The sequence below is a fragment of the Phycicoccus mangrovi genome, from assembly GCF_018729305.1.
Lineage (GTDB): Bacteria > Actinomycetota > Actinomycetes > Actinomycetales > Dermatophilaceae > Phycicoccus > Phycicoccus jejuensis.
In genome coordinates this window covers 72,904-96,814 of sequence record NZ_JAHHWP010000018.1, presented here as the reverse complement: position 1 = coordinate 96,814, position 23,911 = coordinate 72,904, and the positions used below count along the sequence as shown (strand labels likewise).

Genomic DNA, 23,911 nt, shown 5'->3' with positions numbered 1-23,911 from the left:
AGGTCGGGTGCCGGGTCTCATCAAGGCGGAGGACATCGCCGCGGTCAAGGAGCGGTCCTCCATCGAGGACGTCGTGCGCGACCACGTCACCCTGCGCGGTGCCGGCGTCGGGTCCCTCAAGGGCCTGTGCCCCTTCCACGACGAGAAGACGCCGAGCTTCACGGTGCGTCCGGCGGTCGGCAGCTACCACTGCTTCGGCTGCGGCGAGGGCGGCGACGTCATCAGCTTCGTCCAGAAGGTCGAGCACCTCACGTTCTCCGAGGCCGTCGAGCGCCTCGCCGCCAAGGTCGGCATGGAGCTGCGCTACGAGGAGGGCGGCGGCCCGCGCGAGGGCGGCGTCTCGCTCGGCAAGCGCTCGCGGCTCGTCGAGGCCCACCGGGTGGCCGAGGAGTACTACACGGGGATGCTGCTCGATCGCGGCCGCGCCGACGCCCGCGTCGGACGCGACTTCCTGCGCGAACGAGGCTTCGACTCGAAGGCCGTCGAGACCTTCGGGGTCGGGTTCGCCCCCGCCGACGGCGACGCGCTGACGCGGCACCTGCTGCAGCGCGGCTTCACCGACGACGAGGTGACGACGGCCGGCCTCAGCGGTCGCGGCAGCCGTGGCCTCTACGACCGCTTCCGGGGCCGGCTGGTCTGGCCGATCCGCGACACGACCGGCGACACGGTGGGCTTCGGCGCCCGCCGCCTCTTCGACGAGGACCGCATCGCCGCCAAGTACCTCAACACCTCCGAGACCCCCATCTACAAGAAGGCGACCGTGCTCTACGGGCTGGACCTCGCGAAGAAGGCCATCGCCACCGACCGGCGCGCCGTCGTCGTCGAGGGCTACACCGACGTCATGGCGGCGCACCTGGCCGGCGTCGGGGGAGCCGTCGCCACGTGCGGCACCGCGTTCGGCGTCGACCACGTCAAGCTGCTGCGCCGCATCATGCGCGACGAGGCCGACCACGCCCCGGCCCGCGTCGTCTTCACCTTCGACGGCGACGCCGCCGGGCAGAAGGCCGCGATGAAGGCGTTCGGCGAGGACCAGCGCTGGGCCGCGCAGTCGTTCGTGGCCGTCGCGCCGGAGGGGATGGACCCCTGCGAGCTGCGCCTCGCGCGTGGCGACGCCGAGGTGCGCGCCCTCGTCGACGACGCCGTGCCGATGTTCGAGTTCGCCGTCCGCACGACGATCCGCCGCTTCGACCTCGAGACCGCCGAGGGGCGCGTGCAGGCGATGAAGGCCGTGGCGCCGATCATCGGCTCGATCCGCGACACCAGCCTGCGCCCCGAGTACGTCCGGACGGTCTCGGGCTGGCTCGGCGTCGAGGTCGAGCAGGTGGCCGACGCGGTGCGCCGCGCTGGCAAGCTCGCCGTCCCCGACGACGGGCCGGAGCGCCGGCAGACGGGCACCGACGAGGTCGCCGAACCCGGTCCGGGAGAGGGCGGCCCGGCGATGCCGATGCCCGACCTGCGCGACCCGGTGGTGGCCGCCGAGCGGCAGCTGCTCCAGACGATGCTCCAGTACCCGTCGCAGTACCCCGAGTCCGTGCTCGACGGGCTGCCCACCGAGGCGCTCACCGCGCCCGCGCACCGGGCGGTGCTCGACGGCGTGCGCATCGCCGCGGCCGCCGGCCACCGCACCGGCTCGACGGCCGGCTGGGTCGCCGCCGTCGGCGAGGCCGTCGCCGCGCCGGTGCGTCCGCTCGTGGCCGAGCTGTCCGTCGCGCCGCTGCCGGTCCGCTACGACGCCTCCACCGGGATGCCCCCTCAGCGCTACCTCGACAGCCTCGCGACGGGGGTGCGGGACGCGCACCTGACGCGGCGCATCGCCGACGCGATGGCCTCGCTGCGGCGGGTGCAGAACGATCCCGACGTCGACGCCGAGGCGCTGCGCGAGCGCACGACGGCCCTGCACGCTCTTGAGCTGGAACGGGTCCGCCTGCGGCAGGGGGTGTCGTCGTGAGGTTGCGCTGGACGGGCCTGCGCGCCCCCGCCGTCCCCGCCGACGTGGCGGCCGCCGTCGACGCCTCCGGCGGCGAGAAGCTGCTCGCCTGGGCCACGGACGGCCTCGGCACGACGCTCGTCGCCGGGCGCCACCGCCTGTACGTCGTCGGTTCCGGCGAGGGGGAGGGGGCCGCGCCCGTCCTGCGGAGCGCCCGCCCCTGGCACCTCGTCGACGCCGGCCTGTGGAGCGACGACGGCGTCCTGCGCATCACGTGGGTCGACGACGAACCGCCGCTGCGTGTCGCCCTCACCGAGCCGGGGATGTTCCCCGAGACCCTGCGGGAGCGGGTGCAGGCGTCGGTGGTCCTCGCCGAGACCATCGAGGTCGGTCGCAAGGGCACGGCCAAGGTCGTCGTGCGGCGTGACCTCGCGACGAACGCGCTGCTCAGCCAGGCCGTCCTGGGGCGTGGCGTCCGCATCTCCGACCCCGGTGTCGCCGACGACGTCCAGGCCGGCATCGACCGCGTGCGCGAGCAGGTCGGGCTGGACTGACCCCGATTTCGGCGGGCGGCCCAGGTGTTGCTATCGTTGCGGCGCTGCTGCGGCGACCCTGCGGCAGCACTTTCCCCTGTAGCTCAATTGGCAGAGCAGCCGACTGTTAATCGGCAGGTTGTTGGTTCGAGTCCAACCGGGGGAGCGCACGCGAAGGGCCTCTGACCAGCGGAAACGCCGGACAGAGGCCCTTTGGCTGCGCGGTTGCATCGGATATGCATCGTTTGCGGACCCGCTCCGAACGGCGTGAAGGCGCCCAACCGGTCGCGTTGTCGCGGCCCCGGTGCCCTGCTTCGGTGAGCCCCCGCGGTCTCAGATGCAGGCTCCGGGATGGGCCAAGCGCTCATCGACCCCGGGGGAGAGGTGGTTGTGGGCCGGTGAAGGCCACGTCGTACGTCCGTCGCGGCGTCGCGAGGCAGATTCGGTGCGTGTGCGGGCGGCCCCGGTGCTGGCCTTACTCAGAGTGGCGCGAAGCCGTCGCGCTGTGATTCTGCGCGTTGCACGACGAGCGGTGGCCATGGCCTGTCTCCGCGGCTGTGTGCGCATTCGTCACCCGGCCGACAGTCGATGTTGGTCGCGTGCGCGAACCCGGTCTTTCGCCGAGGCGTCCGGTCGAGCCCTGGACGGACGGACATGGTGTGAACTCGGAACGGAGAAGCCGGCTATGGCGCTAGCTCGCCGCCGAGCAGTGAGCGCGCCTCAAGGGCCAACCAGAACTGTGCAAGATGAGCGGTCTGGCTCACGCTGGTGTTCGTGAGCTCCTCAACCTTGTGGATGCGATAGAGGACCGTCTGCCGGTGGACATTAAGGTCGCTGGCGGTCCGTTGCCAGCTCCGACCGTTGCTGAGGAATGAAGAGAGTGTTGCCACGAGGTCGCTGTGGTGCTGGGCATCGTGGGTCAAAAGCGGTCCTAGCCACTGTTCCACCAAGGCTCGGGCATCATCCACATCTCGCAGCCCTCCCCAAGAACTCACGCTCCCATATCGCGCCACCCGCTCGGTCGAGTTTCGTGTGGTGCCAAGCGCCCAAGTCGCCTCTCGCGCAGCATCGGCGGCACCGCTGGCCGTGACCAGCGGTTTGCTGATCCCGAGCCGTCCGGATGGGCCCAAGGCACGCATCAGGTCAGGGACGACGTTCTCACCAGAGGGGATCAGCCCATGCGCGATGTCACCACGAAGCGCTACAACGTGTGGAATTCCCATGCGCCAGAGAGCGACGTGCAGGTCGCGCAATTGGTCGATGTCAGCGGCCGTGGCAGAGACGGCAACGCTCTCTCGGGCCTCGAGGTTGAACACCCTCAACTGGTCCAGGGCCGCCCGCTCTTGGATCCGGCCCTCGAGCAGCTGTGCCATCAACTCCGCGCCGGCGCGACGCTCATGCTCAAGTGCTAGATGCAGGTGGGACAGCTCCAGCGCTGCAACGGTGGCCGCATGCTGAAGCAGGATGGCGTCCAGCGCCGCTCCCCCCTCGCGGACGACGACAAGCAGGGCCTGCTCATGCGTAGGAACCTCCAACACCAACACGTCAGCACCGTCGGATGAAGTGAACGAACGGCCTCCCGCTGTGATGACGCCTTCGGCCGATGCCCGTCGTACCGCCTCACTGACGGCGGGCGGAGGGCTGGCACTACTGGGGTGGTAAGAGCGGCCGGTCAAGCGGTCGCAGATGAAGACCGGGCAGCGCAATTCTTGACCGATCAGCTGCGCCACCCTTGACCTGTCACCACCGCCGGTGGTGGTACGCCGGATGACGTCGTAGATGCGTGCGGTGCGCATGAGGCGTTGAGACTGCTCGAGCAGGGTTGCCTCGGCAACGGCGCGGGAAATCGCCACGAAGGGCATCGGGTAGCGAATCCATAGGACGGGGATGCCCAACTGGTCGCTCGTCTCAGTGAACCGTCGGGTCAGCCTAGGGCAGTACATCTCTTCCCCAATGGCCAGCGCTGACGCCCCTGCTCGGTCCAACTCCTCCAGCAGGTGGACCTGATCCAATGCCCTGCGAGGGAAGGACATGCCGTTGGTCATCAACAGCTCCCCTCCAGTCAGCCACTGCCACGGCTGTGGGAGATCGGACGTATGGGTCCACGTCGTCTCCCGCACCAAGCCGGCGCTTCCCGAGTGCAGGCGCAGGTGGAGGTGCGGCATGTCGAGCAGTTCGCCGACGGTGATGCCCATGACGGTCAAGATACGCCCGAGATGGGCAATCGCCATAGACCTATTGTGCGATTGCACAGCGACCGAGATCAATCTTCGAGCGCCGTCATCCTTCCCAAGAGGGTCGCGAGAGCGGAGTCTCTTCGACACAGAGCAGCTCTTCCTCTGCATCGGCCCGCCCGAGGCAGTTGCCACCACCTCCGCACCACCCGCGCTGCGGGAAGGAGCTCAAGATGTCCTCATCCAGTGGTCTCATCGACGAGGCCCCACTGACTGCGTTTCACAAGAAGCTCACTCTCTATTCTTCGGGCGGCCCATTCATCGACGGGTTCGCCATCGCGATCATTGGCTTCACCTGGGCAACCATGGGGAAGTCCTTCACGGTCACCAGCGCGGACAAGGGGATGATTGCGGCCGCGGTCCTCGTCGGCATCTTCGTAGGCGGCGGTGTCTTTGGGTGGGTCACCGACAGGGTGGGTCGTCATGTGATGTACATCCTTGACCTCTTAGCCCTTGCCCTCTTCTCGGTGCTGAGCTTCTTCGCCACTGAGGTGTGGCACCTCATCGTGTTGAGGTTCCTCATCGGGATGGCGATCGGCGCCGACTACCCGATCGCGACGTCACTGCTGGCGGAGTACCTTCCGTCCAGGTACCGAGGACGCATGCTCGGGGCCACGTTCGTCGTGTGGGCCGTCGGCGCCACCGCCGCGCCGGTCGTCGCCATCATCTGTACGAACCTGGCTGGTGATGCTGCCTGGCGTTGGATGCTGGCCAGCGCGGCGGTCTTTGCTGTTGGCACCCTGATCATGCGGCTGGGTACGCCCGAGTCTCCCCGGTGGCTCATCAACAAGGGCCGCGTTGAAGAAGCAGACCGGTCAATCAAGCAGGTCTACGGCCCCGAGTACGGAGTTGAGCATCTCGGCGAGCCGGAGCCGGAGCATCGAGTGACTCTCGCATCGGTGTTTCGCCCTCCGTACCTGACTCGCACACTCTTCGTGAGCCTCTTCTGGATGTGCCAGGTCATCCCGCTGCTCTCGATCTACTCATTCTCCTTCGACATCTTGGCGAAGGTGGGCCTGACTGGAAACGGCGCGGAGGTCTTCCTGGCGGCCCTCTTCGTGGTTGGCGGTGTGCCGGGCTTGTTCCTGGTCGACAAGATCGGCCGCAAGGCGCTCCTCGTCTACACGTTCGCCGGGATCGCGCTGATCTGGGGGGTCGCCGGCTTGGTCCCCGGGCTGCCTTTCATTCTTGTCTTCGGCGCGATCTGCGCGTTTGCCTTGCTCTCGGGCGCATCCAACTTCCTCGAGATCGTGTACCCCAACGAGCTTTTCCCGACGGAGGTCCGTGCGACGGCCGTGGGTATCGGCACGGCGGCCAGCCGGATCGGTGCGGCCGTCGCGGTGTACCTCATGCCCTTTGCCCTCGATCACGGGGTCAACTGGGTGCTGCTTGCCGGAGCGGCCATCTCCGTCGTCGGCCTCGCAGTCACGATTGCCTGGGGTGTGGAAACGGCGGGTCGCAGCCTGTCTGACGCCTCCGGTCGATCTCAAAACGACTCCACGACACCTACGAACACGACCCTTTCAGCCTTGGAGGCAAAGCCATGAGCACCCGCGTTCCCAACCCCGTCCGGCCTGTGAGTGGCACGGAGGTCCCGCGCTACGCCGGCTTGTCCACCTTCGCCCGCATTCCCGAGATCCACACGGTCAGCGACTACGACATCGCTGTCCTGGGGGTGCCCTTCGACGGCGGCACATCGTTCCGGCCCGGTGCTCGTTTTGGCCCCCTGGAGGTCCGCAAGTCCTCACGCCACCTCCGCCCTGCCTTTCACGTGGAGCTTGATGTGGCTCCCTTCGAACGGGTCCAGGTGGTCGACGCCGGAGATGTAGCGTGCACGCCCTTCAGCATCGACGAGGCCATCCAGCAGATCGAGGCGCATGCTCACGACGTGCAGGGGGGGAGCGGCGACCGACGGGTCATCGCCGTCGGCGGTGATCACACCATCGCTCTGCCCATGCTGCGCTCCGTCGTCCGACAGCACGGACCCGTCGCCCTGGTTCACTTCGACGCGCACCTGGACACGTGGGACACCTACTTCAATGCACCGGTGACCCATGGCACCGTGCTGCGCCGGGCCTTCGAGGAGGGCCTTCTCGCTGAGGACCACTCGATGCACCTCGGCATTCGCGGTCCGATCTACGACCGGATTGACCTCAAGGAAGACGCAGACTTCGGTTTCAAGACGATCCGCGCTAGCGACCTCGACCGGATCGGCATCGACGCTGCCGTTGAGCAGGTCAGGCAGCGGGTCGGAGACACCCCCGTGTACCTGTCCATCGACATCGACGTCCTGGACCCGGCCTTCGCCCCAGGAACGGGTACACCCGAGGCGGGTGGGCTGAGCAGTCGCGAGCTCCTGGCAATGTTGCGTCAGCTCAACGGACTGAACATCGTCGGTGCCGACGTCGTCGAGGTCGCGCCCAACTATGACCATGCCGAAACGACCACCGTCGCGGCGGCCACCGTGGTGTACGACCTCGTCACCCTCATGGCGAACCACGAGATCGGCAACGCACCGGGCCTACCCGCCCAAGCGCTGGCCTCCGTGTGACGTCACGGTGTGGGTGGCGCACGCGTTGCGCCACCCACACTGGATGTCCGGGTATGCCAACATCCATTCCAACAATTTCATCATCGCCGTTCGAACTGCAGCGGGAGAGTCCCGGCCGACACCACGGTCGGGCGCCGAAGGAGCAAATCTCCCCACGAATCTCTCAGGCCCCCATGACCGCTGCAATGAGGCGAACTCTGAAAAGTCAGGCCACATCGGCCTGCGCCCACGGTGCAAGCCGCCCCACGTGACGGTGAAGCTCTCAGGCCCATGACAGAGCGGGGAGGTCACCTATCCAACGGTGTCCTCAGTGCGGACACCCGACCCAGGGAGCCTCCCGCCCATGTCCGTCGACTCCATCGACCCTGCCCACGGCGCCTTCGTCGCCCGACACATCGGTTTCGCGCACGCTGACCAGGCCGCCATGCTGGCCGAGCTCGGGTACGAATCCCTCGACTCGCTCGTCGATGCTGCCGTGCCCCAGGGCCTGCGGTCAGCCGAGCTGCTCGGACTGCCGGCCGCGGCCAGCGAGGAGGAGGTGCTCGCGGAGCTGCGTGGTCTGGCTGACCGCAACGAGCCCGGTGAGCCGATGGTCGGTCTCGGCTATCACGGCACAGTGCTGCCAGGTGTGATCCGCCGCAACGTCCTCGAGAACCCGGCCTGGTACACCGCCTACACGCCTTACCAGCCGGAGATCAGTCAGGGCCGGCTCGAGGCCCTCATCAACTTCCAGACCCTCATCGGCGACCTCACCGCGCTCCCCACCGCCAACGCCTCGCTCCTGGATGAGGGAACGGCGGTGGCCGAGGCCGTGACCGTGATGCGCCGCGCTAGCCGGGTCAAGGCCGAACGCGTCGTCGTGGACTCGGACCTGCTGCCCCAGAGTCTGGCGGTGCTGCAGACCCGGTGCCGCGCCATCGGTGTCGAGGTGGTCGTGGCCGACCTCGGTCACGGACTCCCGGACGGAGACCTCTTCGGCGTGGTCGTCCAGTACCCCGGTGCGTCCGGGGCGGTCTCCGACCACCGCGCGCTCGTCGAGGCGGCACACGAGCGCGGGGCCTTGGTCACCGCGGCCGCCGACCTGCTCGCCCTCACCCTGCTCGTCGCGCCGGGCGAGTGGGGCGCCGACATCGCGGTGGGCTCGTCTCAGCGCTTCGGCGTCCCGCTCGGCTACGGCGGCCCTCACGCTGGCTACATCGCCGTTCGAGAAGGCTTGGAGCGTAGCCTGCCCGGCCGGCTTGTCGGGGTCAGCATCGACGCCGACGGCCACCCGGCGTACCGGTTGGCGCTGCAGACCCGCGAGCAGCACATCCGCCGCGACAGGGCCACCTCCAACATCTGCACCGCCCAGGTACTGCTCGCCGTCGTGGCGTCGATGTATGCCGTGTACCACGGTCCGGAAGGCCTGCGCGCCATCGCACGGGGCGTCCACCGCACCGCTGCAGTCCTGGCCGACCGCCTGGAGTCGGCCGGTGTGGAGCTCCTGCACGACTCCTTCTTCGACACCCTGCTGGCCCGGGCGCCGGGTCGGGCCGCGGAGGTGCTCGGGAAGGCTGCTGCCGGCGGGGTCCACCTGCGGCGGGTCGACGAGGACCACGTGGGCGTGAGCTGCTCGGAGACGACGTCGCCGAGCCATGTCGCCGTCGTGCTCGAGGCGTTCGGTGCCGGCGGCGCGGCGCCGGACGGCGGCAGCGATCGTCTGCCGCGGGCGCTGCTGCGTACCTCGGAGTTCCTCACCCACCCCGTGTTCAATACCCACTACAGCGAGACCTCGATGTTGCGCTACCTCCGCTCGCTGTCGGACAAGGACTACGCCCTCGACCGGGGCATGATCCCCCTGGGCTCCTGCACCATGAAGCTCAACGCGACGACCGAGATGGAGCCGATCAGCTTCCCCGGGTTCGCGAACGTCCACCCCTTCGTGCCGGCCGAGAGCGCGCGCGGCTACACCACCCTGGTCGACCAGCTGGAGTCCTGGCTGGCCGCGGTGACGGGGTACGCGAAGGTGTCGATCCAGCCCAACGCCGGCAGCCAGGGCGAGTTCGCTGGGCTTCTGGCCATCCGTGCCTACCACCAGTCACGCGGCGACGAGGCACGCGACGTCTGCCTCATCCCCTCCTCCGCGCACGGCACGAACGCCGCCTCGGCGGTCATGGCCGGCATGCGGGTCGTGGTGGTCAAGAGCCTCGAGGACGGCACCGTCGACCTCGTGGACCTGCGCGCCAAGTGCGAGCAGCACACCGAGCAGCTCGCGGCGATCATGGTGACCTACCCGTCGACGCACGGCGTGTACGAGGAGGGCATCACCCAGCTGTGCGAGGTGGTGCACGCGCATGGCGGCCAGGTCTACGTCGACGGCGCCAACCTCAACGCCCTCCTGGGTCTGGCGGCGCCCGGGGCCTTTGGTGGTGACGTCTCGCACCTCAACCTGCACAAGACCTTCTGCATCCCGCACGGTGGTGGCGGGCCGGGCGTCGGCCCGGTCGGGGTGGGCGCGCACCTGGCGCCCTTCCTCCCGTCGCACCCGATGCACCCGGACCTCAACCGCCGCGACGGGGTCGGTCCGGTCAGCTCTGCACCGTGCGGGTCCGCCGGGATCCTGCCGATCAGCTGGGCCTACGTGCGCCTGATGGGCGCCGAGGGCCTGACCCAGGCCACGAAGGTCGCCGTGCTTGCGGCCAACTACGTCGCGAAGCGCCTGGCGCCGTACTACCCGACCCTCTACACCGGCTCCGCCGGGCTCGTGGCGCACGAGTGCATCCTGGACCTGCGGCCCCTGACCAAGGCGACCGGCGTCTCGGTCGACGACGTCGCCAAGCGGCTCATCGACTACGGGTTCCACGCCCCGACGATGTCCTTCCCGGTGGCCGGCACCCTCATGGTCGAGCCGACCGAGTCGGAGGACCTGCGGGAGGTCGACCGCTTCATCGAGGCCATGATCGCGATCCGCTCGGAGATCGACGCGGTGGCCGACGGCACCTTCACGGCGGAGTCGAGCCCCCTGCGGGGCGCCCCCCACACCGCGGGGCTGCTGGTCGGCGAGTGGGACCGCGCCTACTCCCGCGCCGAGGCGGTGTACCCCGCCGGCACAACGGCGAACAAGTACTGGCCGCCGGTGCGCCGCATCGACCAAAGCCACGGTGATCGCCACCTTGTGTGCTCATGCCCACCACCGGAGTCGTTCGAGGTCTGAGCGCCTCAATCCCGGTCCACCGAACCCCAGAAAGGCCAAGATGTCCAAGCCCACCGCCCTGCACGCCGTCCACCACGCCGCAGGCGCTCACTTCACCGACTTCGCCGACTGGCAGATGCCTCTGCGTTACGGCAGCGAGCTGTCGGAGCACCGCGCCGTGCGGACCGCTGCCGGCCTGTTCGACCTCTCGCACATGGGCGAGATCGAGGTCGTCGGACCGCACGCCGCCGCACTGCTCGACCACGCCCTCGTCGGCGACATCAGCGCCCTTGCCGTCGCGAAGGCGAGGTACACGATGATCTGCAACGAGGACGGCGGCATCCTCGACGACCTGATCGTGTACCGGCTGGCTGGTGAGCGCTACATGGTCGTCGCCAACGCCTCGAACGCCGCAGTCGTCCTCGACGCGTTGCGGCAGCGCGCTTGCGGGTTCGACGCCGAGGTCCAGGACCGTTGCGACGACTGGTCGCTGATCGCCGTGCAGGGGCCCAGCTCCTCGACGATCCTCGGTGGGCTGACCGACGCCGACCTCGGCGCCCTGCGGTACTACGCCATCCAGGAGGCGAGCGTCGCCGGCCGCCCGGTGCGCCTGGCCCGGACCGGTTACACCGGCGAGGACGGGTTCGAGATCTTCTGCGACCCCGCGGACGCCGTCGGCATCTGGGAGGCGCTGTCCGAGGCGGGTGCCCCACACGGCCTCGTCCCCGCCGGCCTGGCGTGCCGCGACTCGCTGCGCCTGGAGGCGGGGATGCCGCTGTACGGCAACGAGCTCCGTGCCGACCTGACGCCCTACGAGGCGGGCCTGGGTCGCGTGGTCAAGCTCGAGAAGCCGGGCGACTTCGTCGGGCGCGCCGCGCTCGAGGAGCGTGTCGACCACGAGATCACCCGGGTGCGGGTCGGGCTGCGGCCCGACGGACGCCGCGCCCCGCGGTCGGGGTATACCGTGCTGGACCCCGCGAGCGGGTCACCCGTGGGCTTCGTGACCAGCGGAGCACCGTCCCCGACCCTGGGCCACCCCATCGCGATGGCCTACGTCGACACCGCCCTGTCCGAGCCGGGCACCCGGCTCCTCGTCGACGTCCGCGGCCAGCAGGTCGCGGCTGACGTCGTCTCCCTGCCCTTCTATAGCCGGCCGCGCTGACCAGCGATCCCGACACCCGTCATCTCAAGGAGCTCAGCATGAATCTGCCCACCGACCTGCTCTACACCAAGGACCACGAGTGGCTGCGCGTCGACGGTGACGTCGCCACCGTCGGCATCACCGAGCTCGCGTCCGAGGCGCTCGGCGACGTCGTTTTCGTCGACCTGGCCGACGCGGGCAGCGCCGTGACCGCCGGCGAGTCCTGCGGCGAGATCGAGTCCACGAAGTCCGTCAGCGACCTGTACGCCCCCACCGACGGGGAGGTGCTCGAGGTCAACGACGCCGTCGTCCAGGACCCGAGCCTCGTCAACACCGACCCGTACGGTGCCGGATGGCTGCTGCGCCTGCGCGTCGCCTCGCCTGATGGCCTGCTTGACGCCGACGCCTACGCCCGGCTCGCTGAGCAGGGGTGAGGAGGAGCGATGACGGACCACAACCTGCTCAACCAGCGCCTCGCACAGGTCGACCCTGAGGTTGCCGCAGCGCTCGACGCCGAGCTCCGCCGGCAGGAGTCGACCCTGGAGATGATCGCTTCGGAGAATTTCGCGCCCCTCGCGGTCATGGAGGCCCAGGGATCGGTCGCGACCAACAAGTACGCCGAGGGATACCCCGGTCGGCGGTACTACGGCGGCTGCGAGCACGTCGACGTCGTCGAGCAGCTCGCCATCGACCGTCTGAAGGCGCTGTACGGCGCCGGTTTCGCCAACGTCCAGCCGCACTCCGGCGCTCAAGCCAACACGGCGGTGTTTTTCGCCCTGTTGCAGCACGGCGACGCCATCCTCGGGCTCGACCTGGCGCACGGCGGGCACCTCACGCACGGCATGCGGTTGAACTACAGCGGTAAGACGTTCGACGTCGTGCCCTACCACGTAGGGGAGGACGGCCTCGTCGACATGGAGGAGGTCGCCCGTCTGGCCCACGAGCACCGGCCCCGCATGATCATCGCCGGCTGGTCGGCCTACCCGCGCACGCTCGACTTCGCGCGTTTCCGGGAGATCGCCGACGAGGTCGAGGCTTTCCTCTTCGTCGACATGGCGCACTTCGCCGGTCTGGTGGCCGCGGGCCTCCACCCGAACCCGGTGCCCCACGCGCACGTTACGACGTCCACGACCCACAAGACCCTGGGCGGTCCGCGCGGCGGCATCATCCTCACGAACGACGAGGCCATCGCCAAGAAGCTCAACACGGCGGTCTTCCCGGGCCTGCAGGGCGGCCCGCTCGAGCACGTCATCGCGGCCAAGGCCGTCACGTTCCTGGTGGCGTCGGGCGAGGAGTTCAAGGGCCGGCAGCGCCGGACTCTCGAGGGCGCCCGGATCCTGGCGGACCGGTTGATGCGTCAGGACGCCGCGCAGGCCGGGCTCAAGGTGCTCAGTGGTGGGACCGACGTGCACCTGGTGCTCGTCGACCTGGTGGCCTCCGAGCTGGACGGCAAGCAGGCCGAGGACCGGCTGCACCGCATCGGCATCACCGTCAACCGCAACGCGGTCCCCAACGACCCACGTCCCCCGATGGTGACCTCGGGCCTGCGTATCGGCACCTCGGCGCTGGCGACCCGGGGCTTCGATGCACGATACTTCGAGGAGGTCGCGGATGTGATCGTCGCAGCCCTGCAGCCCGAGCTGTCCGACGACGCAGCCGCTGGCCTGCGCTCGCGTGTGGAGTCACTCGCCGCCAAGCACCCGCTGTACCCGGCGGTGCCGGAGCTGTCGTCGTGACCGCGGTCGCCCCGGACGGGCGCCGGCTCCTGCGCGTCGAGGCCGGCAACGCGGTGACGCCGGTGGGTCGCAAGCCGCCGTGGATGCGCCAACAGCTACGGACGGGCCCGGGGTACGCCGCCGTGGCCAGGACCGTGGAGCGCGAGGGCCTCCACACCGTCTGTCAGGAGGCGCGCTGCCCCAACATCTTCGAGTGCTGGGAGGACCGCGAGGCCACCTTCCTCATCGGTGGCGACCAGTGCACGCGTCGGTGCGACTTCTGCCAGATCGCCACCGGCCGACCGCAGCCGCTCGACCTGGACGAGCCGCGCCGGGTGGCGCAGTCGGTCGTGACCATGGGCCTGCGCTACGCCACGGTCACCGGGGTCACCCGTGACGACCTCGAGGACGAGGGCGCGTGGCTGTGGGCGGAGACCGTGCGGCAGATCCACGACCGGGCACCGGGCGTGGGCGTGGAGATCCTCGTGCCCGACTTCAGCGGTCGACCGCACCTCGTCGATCAGGTACTCGAGGCGGCACCGGAGGTCTTCGCCCACAACATCGAGACCGTCCCGCGGATCTTCCGCCGGATCAGACCGGGCTTCCGCTACGAGCGCAGCCTCGACGTCATCCGGCACGCCGCCGAGCGGGGTGCGGTCACCAAGTCCAACCTCATCCTCGGCATGGGGGAGGAGCGTGACGAAGTCGACGCCGCTCTCGCCGATCTCGCCTCCGCCGGTTGCCGCCTGGTCACCATCACGCAGTATCTGCGCCCGTCGCTGCGTCACCACCCCGTGTCGCGGTGGGTGGAGCCTGCGGAGTTCGACGAGCTGGCCGTCGTGGCACGGGAGCTCGGGTTCGCCGGCGTCATGAGCGGACCGCTGGTGCGCTCCTCCTACCGGGCCGGCCGCCTGCACGCCGCGGCGGTGCGCGCAGTCGCCGCCGCGAAGGGAGCCTGACGATGGCCCTCAGCGTCTTCGATCTGTTTTCGGTGGGGATCGGCCCGTCCAGCTCGCACACGGTCGGGCCCATGCGCGCAGCGGTCCTCTTCGCGGAGGGGTTGCGCGACGCGGGGCGGCTCAAGGACACCGCCAGGGTGCTGGTCCAGCTCTTCGGCTCGCTGGGCGCGACCGGGTACGGGCACGGCTCGGACAAGGCGGTCCTCCTCGGCCTATCCGGCGAGCGGCCGGAGCTGTGCGACCCGCACGCCGTCGAGGGACTGCTCGGGCAGGTGCGCGACACCCGGCGTCTCTCGCTGCTGGGTGAGCACGAGATCCACTTTGAGCCCGATGCCGACCTCATCCTGCACCGGCGTCGCTCACTGCCTCTGCACCCGAACGGCATGACCTTCACCGCCCTCGACGACGATCTCGGGGTGCTCGCCGAGCGGACCTTCTACTCTGTCGGCGGCGGCTTCGTCGTGGGCGAGGACTCGGCCGGCGACACCAGCATCGTCGCCGACACGACCGCCGTGGCGCATCCGTTCCGCACCGGCGATGAGCTGCTCGCCCTGTGTGAGTCGACGGGCCAGTCGGTCTCGCGCATCATGCTCGAGAACGAGCTGTCGTGGCGGAGCGAAGCGGATGTCCGCGCCGGCCTGATGCACATCTGGGACGTGATGCAGGAGTGCGTCGCCAAGGGCGTGGCGACGGAGGGCACGCTGCCGGGCGGCCTGCGGGTGCGGCGGCGGGCGCCGCAGCTCTCGCGCAAGTTGCTGCTCGAGGAGCATCGCCCGGATCCGCTGCAGGGGATGGACTGGATCACGCTTTACGCGCTGGCGGTGAATGAAGAGAACGCTGCCGGGGGCCGCGTCGTGACGGCACCGACCAACGGAGCGGCCGGCATCATCCCTGCGGTGCTGCACTACTACACGCGGTTCGTGCCCGGCGCGGACGACGAGGGGGTGTGCCGCTTCCTGCTGACGGCTGGGGCCATTGGCGTCATCTACAAGGAGACGGCCTCGATCTCGGGAGCCGAGGTTGGCTGTCAGGGTGAGGTCGGTTCGGCGTGCTCCATGGCCGCCGGCGCCTTCGCGGCAGTGCTCGGTGCGACGCCGCATCAGGTGGAGAACGCTGCCGAGATCGCGATGGAGCACAACCTAGGTCTGACGTGTGACCCCGTCGGCGGACTGGTGCAGATTCCGTGCATCGAGCGCAACGCGGTGGCAGCCGTGAAGGCCATCACTGCGGCCCGCACCGCCCTGCGCGGGGACGGCACGCACATCGTGTCACTCGACAAGGTCATTAAGACCATGCGTGAGACCGGAGCCGACATGAAAGTCAAGTACAAGGAGACGGCACGTGGTGGTCTGGCCGTTAACGTGATCGAGTGTTGAGCAGCCGGGGCGGTTCACGATCCGAGTACGGACTGCTGGGGAGGGCGAGCGTGGCACGCGTCGAGGGGCCGGGCGACTACGGACTGGATGAGTCTGGCTGTGGTGGCGACCACCGCCGGCAGGGATGAATCCCATGACCACCACACCGTCGACCTCCGCGGCCGGAAGCGGTCCGACAGCTGCGCTCCTGGGGCCGGTCTTGGCTTTTCGTCGCCCGGGTGCGCCGGACCACCGCCTGATCGTCCTGGCAGCAGCGCTGCTGGTGCCGACGGTCGTCGTGGGCCCAATCGTTCGTGGCCGCAAGCCGTGTAGACATCGTCGTCACCAGGACGTTACGCACCTGGTCGCCGTCATCCGTCCTGCGCCCACGGCCAAGCGGGAACCAGGGGTCGCCCCGAGGGCCTGATCAGCCCCTCATCGCCGAGCTCTTTACGCTGCCGAGGGTCTGCGGCACCGGCGGGGCGATGCTTCGAGGTGGCACCGCCCCGAGGTCGAGACCTCGGCGCAGCGCGTGAGGAGGCGCGAACTGAATTGCCGCGCCGGGGGCGGCCGTGGCAGACCACGGACAGCATCCGTTGGTTGTCGGGGTCGTGCGGTGCGCGTGCGATGCCGGGCAACTGGGGGAGCGGACCATGGGCCCGGCGGGGCAGGCTCGGGCCGTTAACGAGGTTGGTCGTCCATGGCTGTGCCGACGGCCGTCGCGCGGGCAGCCTGAAGGAGCGGCGCCCGTCGACCTCGGCCCACGCCTCGCGTCCGTACTCGGAGCGCCCCAGCCGGCGTCGGCGATCGACCTCAACCTGTGTGCGAAGTCGCCATCGGCCTGTAGCCGTCAGGAGAAGGGGGAGACAGATCACTCGTTCCAGCCGTGTGTGCGCGACGGGAGGGACGTGGGCTGTCAGCCAGCGTTCCCTGAGCCTGACACCCCGCGAGGACGCCGCGAGCGGGGATGGACCGATTCATCGGCCAGAACGCTGGTCATCGAGGAGGGTGCGCGCCGGCCTTTCGTGCAGACAGATAGGTCCACCGGGTCCCGCATGTGGCCCTTGGGCATCGAGGAGGTGGTCAGATGTCGGTCACCATGGAGCGACACCTTGAGTCGCTGGCGTCGGCAGCTCGGCGGACGGGGGTGAGCGTGAAGACCCTGCGGCGACGGGTTGCGGCGGGAGAGTTGTCCGCCTATCGAAGCGGTCGGCTGATCAGGGTCGAGGTGAGCGCCGTCGATGCGTTGTTCGTCCTCATCCCGACGATCGGCACGTTCGCGGGCGCACCGGGAACCCGCTCGAGTGGGGCTCGCAGCTTGTCTGACGATGAGTGATGCCCAGCGAGGTTGAGAGCAGATCTGCTTGGCTGAGCACTCACGGGGAGCAGCCGGAGACACTGACCCACGGACTGGCCGGTGTCATCGAGGCCGAGAAGGTTGTCTTGGCGCGCTATTGGCAATGACTTTCATCTGGGCTGCGAGGTGTCTTCGGTCCCCCCGGGCGTCCGCAAACGCGCACCCGAACACCCACCTGCTGCCAAGTCGGCTGGCACTGAGATGACTGGCTTAGCGGATCGCGGGCTGACCGACCTACGCCGGCGCGCACTGGTATCGAGACCGAGGCCACAACGGCATCGTTTGCGAAACCTGAGGCGGCGAGGCGAGTTGTCTGGCGTCAGTGTCACGTGACTCGATGCCCACCGCAGCCCAACGCGACACCGCTGCGGTGGGTGAGCGGTCGGCGCACTTCTTGCAACCTACTGGACCAGGCAGTTTTGAGTTGTGGTCGACCGGGATCGCTGTTGCACTGCTTGGCATGCTGCACACAGGACTGAATGGCCGCCTCGCCGAGATCGACCGGGAGCAATACGTGTTTCCCGAGATGGCTGAGCAGATCGCCGACAGGCTTCGTGGCGTTCGCTTGGAGGGCATGGACGATGAGATCGCTGGCGAGCTGACCGCGCGCATGCAGTCGGTCAACAACGACCGCCATCTGCGCGTGCGTCGTGCGACTGCCGGTGTGTCCGACGGCTCAGGCGACTGGGAGGCGCACTGTGCCGCTGAGGCGATTCAGAACGCTGGAGGGATGCGTTCGGTCGGGCGGCTCGACTCTCGGACGGGGTTGTTGGAAATCGCTCCGTACACCTCTCCGGTGCACATGGCTGAGGGGCACGTCGCCGCGGCCTTCGCGTTGTTGAGGGGAGTCGAGCGGCTTGTCATCGACGTGCGCGAGGGGCGCGGCGGAACTCCGGAGACGGTGGCACTCATTTGCGGGTATTTGCTGGGTAGCCGGCCGATCCACTTGCAGGACCTCATCGACCGGGCGGGAGACGCCCGGCAGTTCTGGACCAGCCCGGCAGCGGCGCGCCTGCCCGATGAGGTGCCGATCTGCGTCCTGACCAGTGCGTGAATGTTCTCCGGTTGCGAGGCGCTCGCCTACAACTTGCAAGCACACCGCCGCGCCACCATTGTCGGCGAGACGACAGCTGGCGGAGCGCACCCGGCGGAGGCATCTCGCCTCACCTAGCACCTCGAGGTGACGGTCCCGGTCGCCCGATCGGTCAACACTGTCACGGCGACCAACTAGGAGCAGGTCGGAGTCGTGCCAGACCTCGAGTGCGCCGCCTCGATGGCCCTCGAGCGGGCCTGCGAGCACTTGGAGATGTGACGCATATTCGAGGCTGCCCAACCATCTGAAGGGTTGACATGGCCGTCCTCCCTCTGGCCGAACCACGCAGGCCCGACCACCGCAGGTGGCGCCAAACGACCGGAGAGCAGCCTTGGGGGCGTTTCGTCGCCTTTCGGTGGAGTGGCGCGGCTTGATGTCAACTGCGCCCGCCACTAGCGGATGTCGGCACGGCCCTGCAGGTGGGCGACTCGCGGCCTCAACAGTCTCGAGTGTCCGAGGACGGTCATATGTTTGATGTTGTGTCCGGCCGGGTCGGCTTGCCGGCTGACCGAGGGGATCCGCACCGCCCCATCTTGAAGGCACCCCTGAAAGCGCGAATGAGGAGGCTCCATTGGTACCACCCGGCTGGTATCGAGACGGACAGCAGGATGCCTTGCGTTGGTGGGATGGCAACGAGTGGTGCGATCCTTCCCTGGAAACGAGCCTCCTCCCCGGGTCTGCAACAACGGTCGATTCCGTCAGGCTCACCTTCGTCGCGGACGCCCACTGGCCGCCATCGCCTCCGGGTTGGTACCCCCCGCCGATGTGGGAACCAGCACTGGGATGGCCGAAGCCCGTCGCCGACCTATGGAGCGCCGTAGGTCTCGACGATGGAACTGCTGTCGCCGAACTCACTGATGCAGTTGCGATCCTCCACGCGGAGAGTGCGGATACAGCGAACCTTTGGCGTCTCGACAATCTCGACACCATCCCGCTGGTATGGGTGGCTCCTCCAAACTGGCCAAGCGCCCCTCGCGGATGGTCACCACCCGATCGCTGGAAGCCTCCGCGCCAGTGGGGGCCGGCCCCAAACACTTGGCAGTTCTGGCAACACGACCCCGCTGTCATCGCGCACACGACGGCTGAAATCTGTGCGAGGGCCGACTTGCGCAGTCGCGCCCTCGTTCGATCCACCGTCGGCATCGCAACACTTCTCTCGCACGCGGAGGCACTCGTGTGCGATACGGCGAGGCTGACACCGTTGGCTATCTCCCCTTTTCCTAGCGCTGTCCGCAACGGCTTCCCAAAGTCAGCGCCTCAGCACTTGTCGGACCACTTGAGGTCCGCACATCACAGTGTCAATCTCAGCGTGTCGAATCTGCGCACCTACCTGCTGCGGCTCGCCTACGGCCTGAGCCAGGTGGACGAGTGGCTGTGGCAGTTGCGACGCGCAGTCGTGGACGCAGTCGAGGCGTACCGACGCGCAGCCAAGGACGCCGGGGAGGGAGTCATCTCCGCCACTATCGAACACATCCAGCATGAGATCAGTCGCTTGAAACCGCGACAGACGCAACGTCGAGAATACCTTGCTGCACTGCTTCGCGAGTTGTCCCAGGACATCGAAACCAGGGCGCGGGCGCTAGGCGCCCAGATGCACCGAAACGCCTCCGAGGATCTTGAATCCTCGACAGGAGGCCTCGCGCCTTGGGAGCTTGCAGAAGATCTGGCCACCGACCACCTCCGAAGCCTCGGGTTCCGAAATGCTCACCGTGCACCCTCTGGGAGCGATGGTGGTTTCGACGTCGAGGGCCGTGGAGTTGTCGCCCAGGTCAAATACCGAACGACCCCGGTTGGCAGACCGGACGTGCAACGCCTCGTCGGTGCGAACCAGCACGGCGCTCTGACTGTCTTCTACGCTCGAGCTGGCTATTCTCAGAGCGCAATCGATTACGCCCAGCAAACCGGTGTCGCACTCTTCGTGCTCGACGTCACTGCGTCAATGGTTGACCCTGTTAATGAGGCAGCCAGGGCCCTCCCTCGGAACGTCCCCTAGGGCTGCTGCCCGGGCCGTCCGGCTCGCGGCGGAATGCCGCAGGCGGAAGGAGGCCCTTCCAATCGCTCTGGCGACTTGGGACACTCGGCCATGGGGATGTCCGGGTCTGAGATTGCAGCACTTGTCGGGGTGGCCGTACTTCTGAACGGTCTTGGAGTGTTGGCTTGGCGCCGAGGCTTGGTAGGCGTGTGGTTCCTGTGGGTGCTCGGGCTTGCGCTGCTCGCGGTTCCTGTCGACCCAATGCAGTTTCCTGGGGTGGGTGCAGCTGGATGCCTTGTCGCGCTTGCCCTCGCCCCGGTCGGGCCCGTTGCACTCTTGCGGCATCGCGCGAATCGCAAGCCGTTGCCAGCCCGCTAGCTGCGCGCTGTACGCGGCGGATAGACGCGCCTTGACGTCAGTCGCCCAGCAGGCGCATGGAGGACACCCAGCTGACTTAGAGCCAACCCTCACTCTGGGCTGCTGGCTGGGCGGGCACATCCGGTCTCTCCGTCAGGCCGAGGTCGCGAGCGCGACCTGCAAGCATCACTCAGATGGGAGTGGACGCTCCCGCTCAACTTGCTCGCGAAGGATGCTGACGATCTCATGGCGGAATCGTTGAGGCGCGCGATGACGCTTGCCGTCCCGGATCTCGCCAACGAACTTCTTCACCGTCGCGGCATGCCGGAAGGACCCCCCGGCGGCAAAGTAGGCGCGGAGCCAAACGTCGATGTCTGCCGCGTACCTCTCGACCTCAATGAACCGAACTAGCTGGACAAGGGTGGCTTTGCCGTTGCCCGTGGAGAGACCGTTGTACTCCTCGTTGACTATCAACTCGCAGGCCGCACGATGCAGAGGGTCTGGGGGCGTGGACGGCGCTGGATGGTGCAGGTCGGTGGCGCAGATGCCTTCCAGCCAATGGCGGACCATGTCGTTGCGTGCCCAGATCTGCACGTAAACCTTACCGATCTGCTTCCCGGGCAACGACTGTTCGAAGCGCCTCACAGTCCTCCTCTTCGTATGGATGCAGCGCGACTGCGGCGATCTGGGGTGCATGAGCGTGCGACGAGATTTTCTCAAGTTGGGAGAAATCGATAACGGGTCGCGGGGCACGTTCACCGCTGATATACACGGATGTTTCGCGGTCGGCGCTGCGCAGCTTGTCGTCGAATTTCTCTGGCTTGCCGACCACCCACGCGGGTCGAGCGGCCCCGAGCCACGAACGGACGCGGTCGCTGCTCTCCCTCATGGCGGTGCCTCGCTGGGCCCAGTCTTCCCGCACCATGTACGCAATCTCGGTCATGGTCTGAAAATTGCAGTTCCCACCGACACCGCAGGTGGATAGCTCTTGTAAGGCTCTGCATCCTTCCGTCTGCGCCGGTCGATGAGCGGCCATTCATCGTCGCTTTGCATCTCAGTTGCTGCAGCATCCGATCGTCGCGCTGGTGGCAGCGTTATGCAGGGGTCGCCCTCGCGAGGCGGAAATCGCCACATCCGCCTCGGGGACGGCATAGCATCGGGCGTGAGGGGGAAACATGCACAGACTCATCGTTCTCGGCGTCGGCATGACACTGATGCTCGCCAGCACGAGTTGTAGCGGGCCAAGTGCGAGCGCGCCCGCGGCGACAGTGACGGTCTCGGCCAGCCCGAGCGCTTCGTCCGCGAAGGCTGCGGCGGCCCCGGACGAGACTTGGAGTGACACGGTCGCGTTCGTGAACGCCGTGCTCGAGGACGATTACGGGACTGCCCGTACCTACGTGTCGCCCAAGAGCACCGCAGCCCGGTACCTCGACTACCACCAAGCCTTCATTAAGGCACACAAGGTCAATGGCGTCGAACTGCCCACGGCCCCTGCAACGACTGCCGCGCCTAACGAGGTCAAGCGCGTCATTTCGCTCGTCGAAGGCACCAGGACGGTGACGACGTGGACCAAGTTCGAGTACGACCAGAACGGAAAGATCCTCACCTGGGTCGGCCGGAAGCCACTGAACCAGACGATCGCAACGAAGGTAACGACCGGCAAAGGCTTGGGACAGAAACTAACGCTCCTCGGAGCGAGCGCTCAGAGTGATGGCAACTTGTACGTCGTCGTCGAGGTCTCGGCCAGTCGTAACGCGACCGTCGACCAAGCGCCTGCCTACGTCGCCCAGGACGGCCTGCGCCGCACCGCGTCTGGCTGGGTCGCGCCCTCTGAGATTGAGGGCGGGACCAAGGCGATCGCGCTCTATGTTTTTGACGAGACTGGATTGGGCGGGACGTTGTCGTATCAGACATTTGCCGGAGATCAAGAAGGCAAGCTCAAACTCGCAGTGGGCTGATCTACGACAACCGCAGGCCTCTTACGATTGGAGAAGGAGGCCCCCGGGTTCTCGCCACCTTGGTCTCCGAACGCCCAAATCTTGGCGGGTGGCGTCAGAGGTAGACAGCTGGACTGCGTCGACCCCGCATAAGCCGCCGGGGAGGGCCCCGCCTACCCCACGCGGTTCGCGCCTCGTATCCGGCCGCGACGCGGTGAGGCAGGTCGGCTCGCGGCGAAGTGGGGCACGTGCCGAACCGCGCGCTTATCCCGATGAGTACTGGCTGCGGCGCCGTCGTGCGCGAGGCATCGGCACGGCTGTCTCCATTGATGGCGACATCGAGCCCAGGCTTCAGACGCGAGTGCCACGCCGGCTCCCGACGGGTTCTCCGGGAGCCGGCGCGCGTCGCTGGATGTCAGAGCGCCGCGTACACCGCTTCCTCGAACTCGCCGTAGGTGCGCCAGGCGTCGTTCTCGGTGATGAAGGGCAGGGAGTTGGTGTAGATCGAGGCGCAGATGCCCGTCGTCCGGTCGACCCAGAAGTGAGTGTTGAACAGCCCGGCCCAGGCGCCGCTTCCTGCCCGGCGCCGCCCCGGCACGTCCTGGGTGTTGATCATGAGTCCGTAGCCCCAGGTCCAGCCCGGTCCGACGTGGAGGGTGTCGGTGGTGGCCGGATCGGCGGTCGGGATCTCCTCGGGGAACGGGATGTCACCGATCTGGCTGCGGAAGGCGTCATCGACCGTCTCCGGGCGGAGGATTCGGGTGCCGTCGAGCTCCCCGCCGCGCAGCAGGGCCCGCTCGAAGCGGATGTAGTCCCGCGGCGTCGAGTAGAGGCCGTGGCCACCGGCCCACCAGTCCGGTTCTTGGTTGAGGATCTCGCCGGCGGAGGTCCAGCCGCCGTCTCCTGGCACGTGGACCGTCACGAGGTTCTCGGTGCGGCCGGCGTCTAGCCGGAACATCGTGTCGTGCATGCCGAGCGGTTCGGTGACGTGTTCCTTGACGACGACGTCGAGCGTCGCGCCGGCGACCGCCTCGACGACCCGTCCGAGCCAGTCGGTGTTGATGCCGTAGACGAACGCCGTCCCGGGGTCCGTCGTCAGGGGCGCCTTAAAGGCGTCCATGGATCCGGGGACGACGTTGGGTGTGCCGGTGGCGGCCTCGAACCGGACCAGGTCCTCGTTCCAGAACCAGTAGCCCAGGCCCGTGGTGTGGGTGACGAGCTGGTGCACCGTCGCCTTCGTCGCGGGTGCCCGCAGTCGGGGGGTGTCGCCGTCCCACCCGTCGAGCACCTGGACGTCGGCCCACTCCGGGACGTACTCCTCGATGGGAGCGGCGAAGTCGAGCTCGCCGCGTTCCTTCTGCTGCAGGGCGCAGGTCGTCGCGACCATCTTCGTCATGGACATGATCCGGAACTGGGTCGATGTCGTCACCGGGTCCTCGGACTCGCCCTGGATGCGGACCCCCGCTCCTCCCTCGTAGAACACCCCGTCGGCGTCCGCCACGATGGCCGCGACGTGCGGGACCGCACCTCGCTCTACCGCCGCCGCCAGCACCGCGTCGATCGCCTCGCCGTTGATGCTCCTCGTCATCGCGACCCTCCTCGTTCAGG

General features: G+C 68.1%; 17 protein-coding genes, 1 tRNA gene, 1 pseudogene and 2 riboswitches. Of the genes and pseudogenes, 16 read left to right on the top strand and 3 right to left on the bottom strand.

Translation table 11 applies throughout. From position 1 onward, the window contains the following. The first annotated feature begins 7 nt into the window (after positions 1-7). From dnaG to KMZ30_RS16660, 3 genes are all read left to right on the top strand, one after another. The gene (gene dnaG, locus KMZ30_RS16670; RefSeq protein WP_215514322.1) at positions 8-1,948 is read left to right on the top strand and encodes a DNA primase; all 1,941 of its coding nucleotides are present in this window, start codon (positions 8-10) and stop codon (positions 1,946-1,948) included. Next, on the top strand, positions 1,945-2,481 hold the full coding sequence (locus tag KMZ30_RS16665) for a hypothetical protein (protein ID WP_215514321.1): 537 nt from the start codon (positions 1,945-1,947) through the stop codon (positions 2,479-2,481). The genes dnaG and KMZ30_RS16665 overlap by 4 nt, the downstream gene beginning before the upstream one ends. Positions 2,482-2,553: 72 nt before the next feature. Beyond that, positions 2,554-2,626: transfer RNA gene (locus KMZ30_RS16660), tRNA-Asn, on the top strand. A 517-nt stretch (positions 2,627-3,143) separates the two neighbouring features. On the opposite strand, the gene KMZ30_RS16655 is transcribed toward KMZ30_RS16660, so the two are convergent. Beyond that, a complete protein-coding gene (locus KMZ30_RS16655) occupies positions 3,144-4,655 on the bottom strand; it encodes a PucR family transcriptional regulator (RefSeq protein WP_215514320.1) in 1,512 nt (503 codons plus the stop codon). A gap of 212 nt (positions 4,656-4,867) precedes the next feature. On the opposite strand from KMZ30_RS16655, the gene KMZ30_RS16650 reads away from it, so the two are divergent. The 12 genes and pseudogenes from KMZ30_RS16650 (at position 4,868) to KMZ30_RS16595 (ending at position 20,030) form a co-directional block, all read left to right on the top strand. After that, positions 4,868-6,241 (top strand): MFS transporter, encoded by a 1,374-nt coding sequence (locus KMZ30_RS16650; RefSeq protein ID WP_215514319.1) that lies wholly within the window; start codon positions 4,868-4,870, stop codon positions 6,239-6,241. Beyond that, positions 6,238-7,245: an agmatinase gene (gene speB / locus KMZ30_RS16645; protein WP_215514318.1), complete on the top strand. Its 1,008-nt coding sequence runs from the start codon at positions 6,238-6,240 to the stop codon at positions 7,243-7,245. Before KMZ30_RS16650 ends, speB begins: the two co-directional genes overlap by 4 nt. A 91-nt stretch (positions 7,246-7,336) precedes the next feature. Further along, positions 7,337-7,435: riboswitch (glycine riboswitch) on the top strand. Then, positions 7,436-7,532: riboswitch (glycine riboswitch) on the top strand. Between the two features lie 56 nt (positions 7,533-7,588). Then, complete coding sequence (gcvP, locus tag KMZ30_RS16640) at positions 7,589-10,438, top strand: aminomethyl-transferring glycine dehydrogenase (RefSeq protein ID WP_215514317.1); 2,850 nt, start codon at positions 7,589-7,591, stop codon at positions 10,436-10,438. A gap of 40 nt (positions 10,439-10,478) precedes the next feature. Continuing rightward, the gene (gene gcvT / locus KMZ30_RS16635) at positions 10,479-11,579 is read left to right on the top strand and encodes a glycine cleavage system aminomethyltransferase GcvT (RefSeq protein WP_215514316.1); all 1,101 of its coding nucleotides are present in this window, start codon (positions 10,479-10,481) and stop codon (positions 11,577-11,579) included. A 38-nt stretch (positions 11,580-11,617) separates the two neighbouring features. After that, entirely contained in the window at positions 11,618-11,992 is a 375-nt protein-coding gene (gene gcvH / locus KMZ30_RS16630) for a glycine cleavage system protein GcvH (RefSeq protein ID WP_215514315.1), read from the top strand. Positions 11,993-12,001: 9 nt separating this feature from the next. Further along, complete coding sequence (glyA, locus tag KMZ30_RS16625) at positions 12,002-13,294, top strand: serine hydroxymethyltransferase (protein WP_215514314.1); 1,293 nt, start codon at positions 12,002-12,004, stop codon at positions 13,292-13,294. After that, positions 13,291-14,232: a lipoyl synthase gene (gene lipA / locus KMZ30_RS16620; RefSeq protein ID WP_215514313.1), complete on the top strand. Its 942-nt coding sequence runs from the start codon at positions 13,291-13,293 to the stop codon at positions 14,230-14,232. Before glyA ends, lipA begins: the two co-directional genes overlap by 4 nt. Positions 14,233-14,234: 2 nt before the next feature. Further along, complete coding sequence (locus KMZ30_RS16615) at positions 14,235-15,608, top strand: L-serine ammonia-lyase (RefSeq protein WP_215514312.1); 1,374 nt, start codon at positions 14,235-14,237, stop codon at positions 15,606-15,608. Between the two features lie 1,066 nt (positions 15,609-16,674). After that, complete coding sequence (locus tag KMZ30_RS16610; RefSeq protein WP_215514311.1) at positions 16,675-16,923, top strand: helix-turn-helix domain-containing protein; 249 nt, start codon at positions 16,675-16,677, stop codon at positions 16,921-16,923. 358 nt (positions 16,924-17,281) lie between these two features. Then, entirely contained in the window at positions 17,282-17,998 is a 717-nt protein-coding gene (locus KMZ30_RS22435; protein WP_215514310.1) for a S41 family peptidase, read from the top strand. 610 nt (positions 17,999-18,608) lie between these two features. Continuing rightward, positions 18,609-18,677: pseudogene (locus KMZ30_RS22660) on the top strand (DUF2510 domain-containing protein); the annotation flags it as partial. Positions 18,678-19,346: 669 nt separating this feature from the next. Next, positions 19,347-20,030, top strand: coding sequence for a restriction endonuclease (locus KMZ30_RS16595; RefSeq protein WP_215514308.1), 684 nt, complete (start codon positions 19,347-19,349; stop codon positions 20,028-20,030). A gap of 522 nt (positions 20,031-20,552) precedes the next feature. On the opposite strand, the gene KMZ30_RS16590 is transcribed toward KMZ30_RS16595, so the two are convergent. Beyond that, complete coding sequence (locus KMZ30_RS16590) at positions 20,553-21,011, bottom strand: hypothetical protein (RefSeq protein ID WP_215520075.1); 459 nt, start codon at positions 21,009-21,011, stop codon at positions 20,553-20,555. 530 nt (positions 21,012-21,541) lie between these two features. Here KMZ30_RS16590 and KMZ30_RS16585 point away from each other — a divergent pair. Continuing rightward, positions 21,542-22,324: a hypothetical protein gene (locus tag KMZ30_RS16585; RefSeq protein WP_215520074.1), complete on the top strand. Its 783-nt coding sequence runs from the start codon at positions 21,542-21,544 to the stop codon at positions 22,322-22,324. Positions 22,325-22,718: 394 nt separating this feature from the next. Here the strand turns inward: KMZ30_RS16585 and KMZ30_RS16580 are convergent, their stop codons facing one another. After that, positions 22,719-23,891: a serine hydrolase domain-containing protein gene (locus KMZ30_RS16580; protein ID WP_215514304.1), complete on the bottom strand. Its 1,173-nt coding sequence runs from the start codon at positions 23,889-23,891 to the stop codon at positions 22,719-22,721. Positions 23,892-23,911 lie beyond the last annotated feature (20 nt).

Bases quoted from the DNA above. Each gene is read 5' to 3' on its own strand.
- KMZ30_RS16655 (WP_215514320.1), bottom strand. From the start codon at position 4,655: ATGGGCATCACCGTCGGCGAACTGCTCGACATGCCGCACCTCCACCTG.
- KMZ30_RS16650 (WP_215514319.1), top strand. From the start codon at position 4,868: ATGTCCTCATCCAGTGGTCTCATCGACGAGGCCCCACTGACTGCGTTT.
- speB (WP_215514318.1), top strand. From the start codon at position 6,238: ATGAGCACCCGCGTTCCCAACCCCGTCCGGCCTGTGAGTGGCACGGAG.
- gcvP (WP_215514317.1), top strand. From the start codon at position 7,589: ATGTCCGTCGACTCCATCGACCCTGCCCACGGCGCCTTCGTCGCCCGA.
- gcvT (WP_215514316.1), top strand. From the start codon at position 10,479: ATGTCCAAGCCCACCGCCCTGCACGCCGTCCACCACGCCGCAGGCGCT.
- gcvH (WP_215514315.1), top strand. From the start codon at position 11,618: ATGAATCTGCCCACCGACCTGCTCTACACCAAGGACCACGAGTGGCTG.
- glyA (WP_215514314.1), top strand. From the start codon at position 12,002: ATGACGGACCACAACCTGCTCAACCAGCGCCTCGCACAGGTCGACCCT.
- KMZ30_RS16615 (WP_215514312.1), top strand. From the start codon at position 14,235: ATGGCCCTCAGCGTCTTCGATCTGTTTTCGGTGGGGATCGGCCCGTCC.
- KMZ30_RS16610 (WP_215514311.1), top strand. From the start codon at position 16,675: ATGTCGGTCACCATGGAGCGACACCTTGAGTCGCTGGCGTCGGCAGCT.
- KMZ30_RS22435 (WP_215514310.1), top strand. From the start codon at position 17,282: ATGCCCACCGCAGCCCAACGCGACACCGCTGCGGTGGGTGAGCGGTCG.
- KMZ30_RS16585 (WP_215520074.1), top strand. From the start codon at position 21,542: ATGCACAGACTCATCGTTCTCGGCGTCGGCATGACACTGATGCTCGCC.
- KMZ30_RS16580 (WP_215514304.1), bottom strand. From the start codon at position 23,891: ATGACGAGGAGCATCAACGGCGAGGCGATCGACGCGGTGCTGGCGGCG.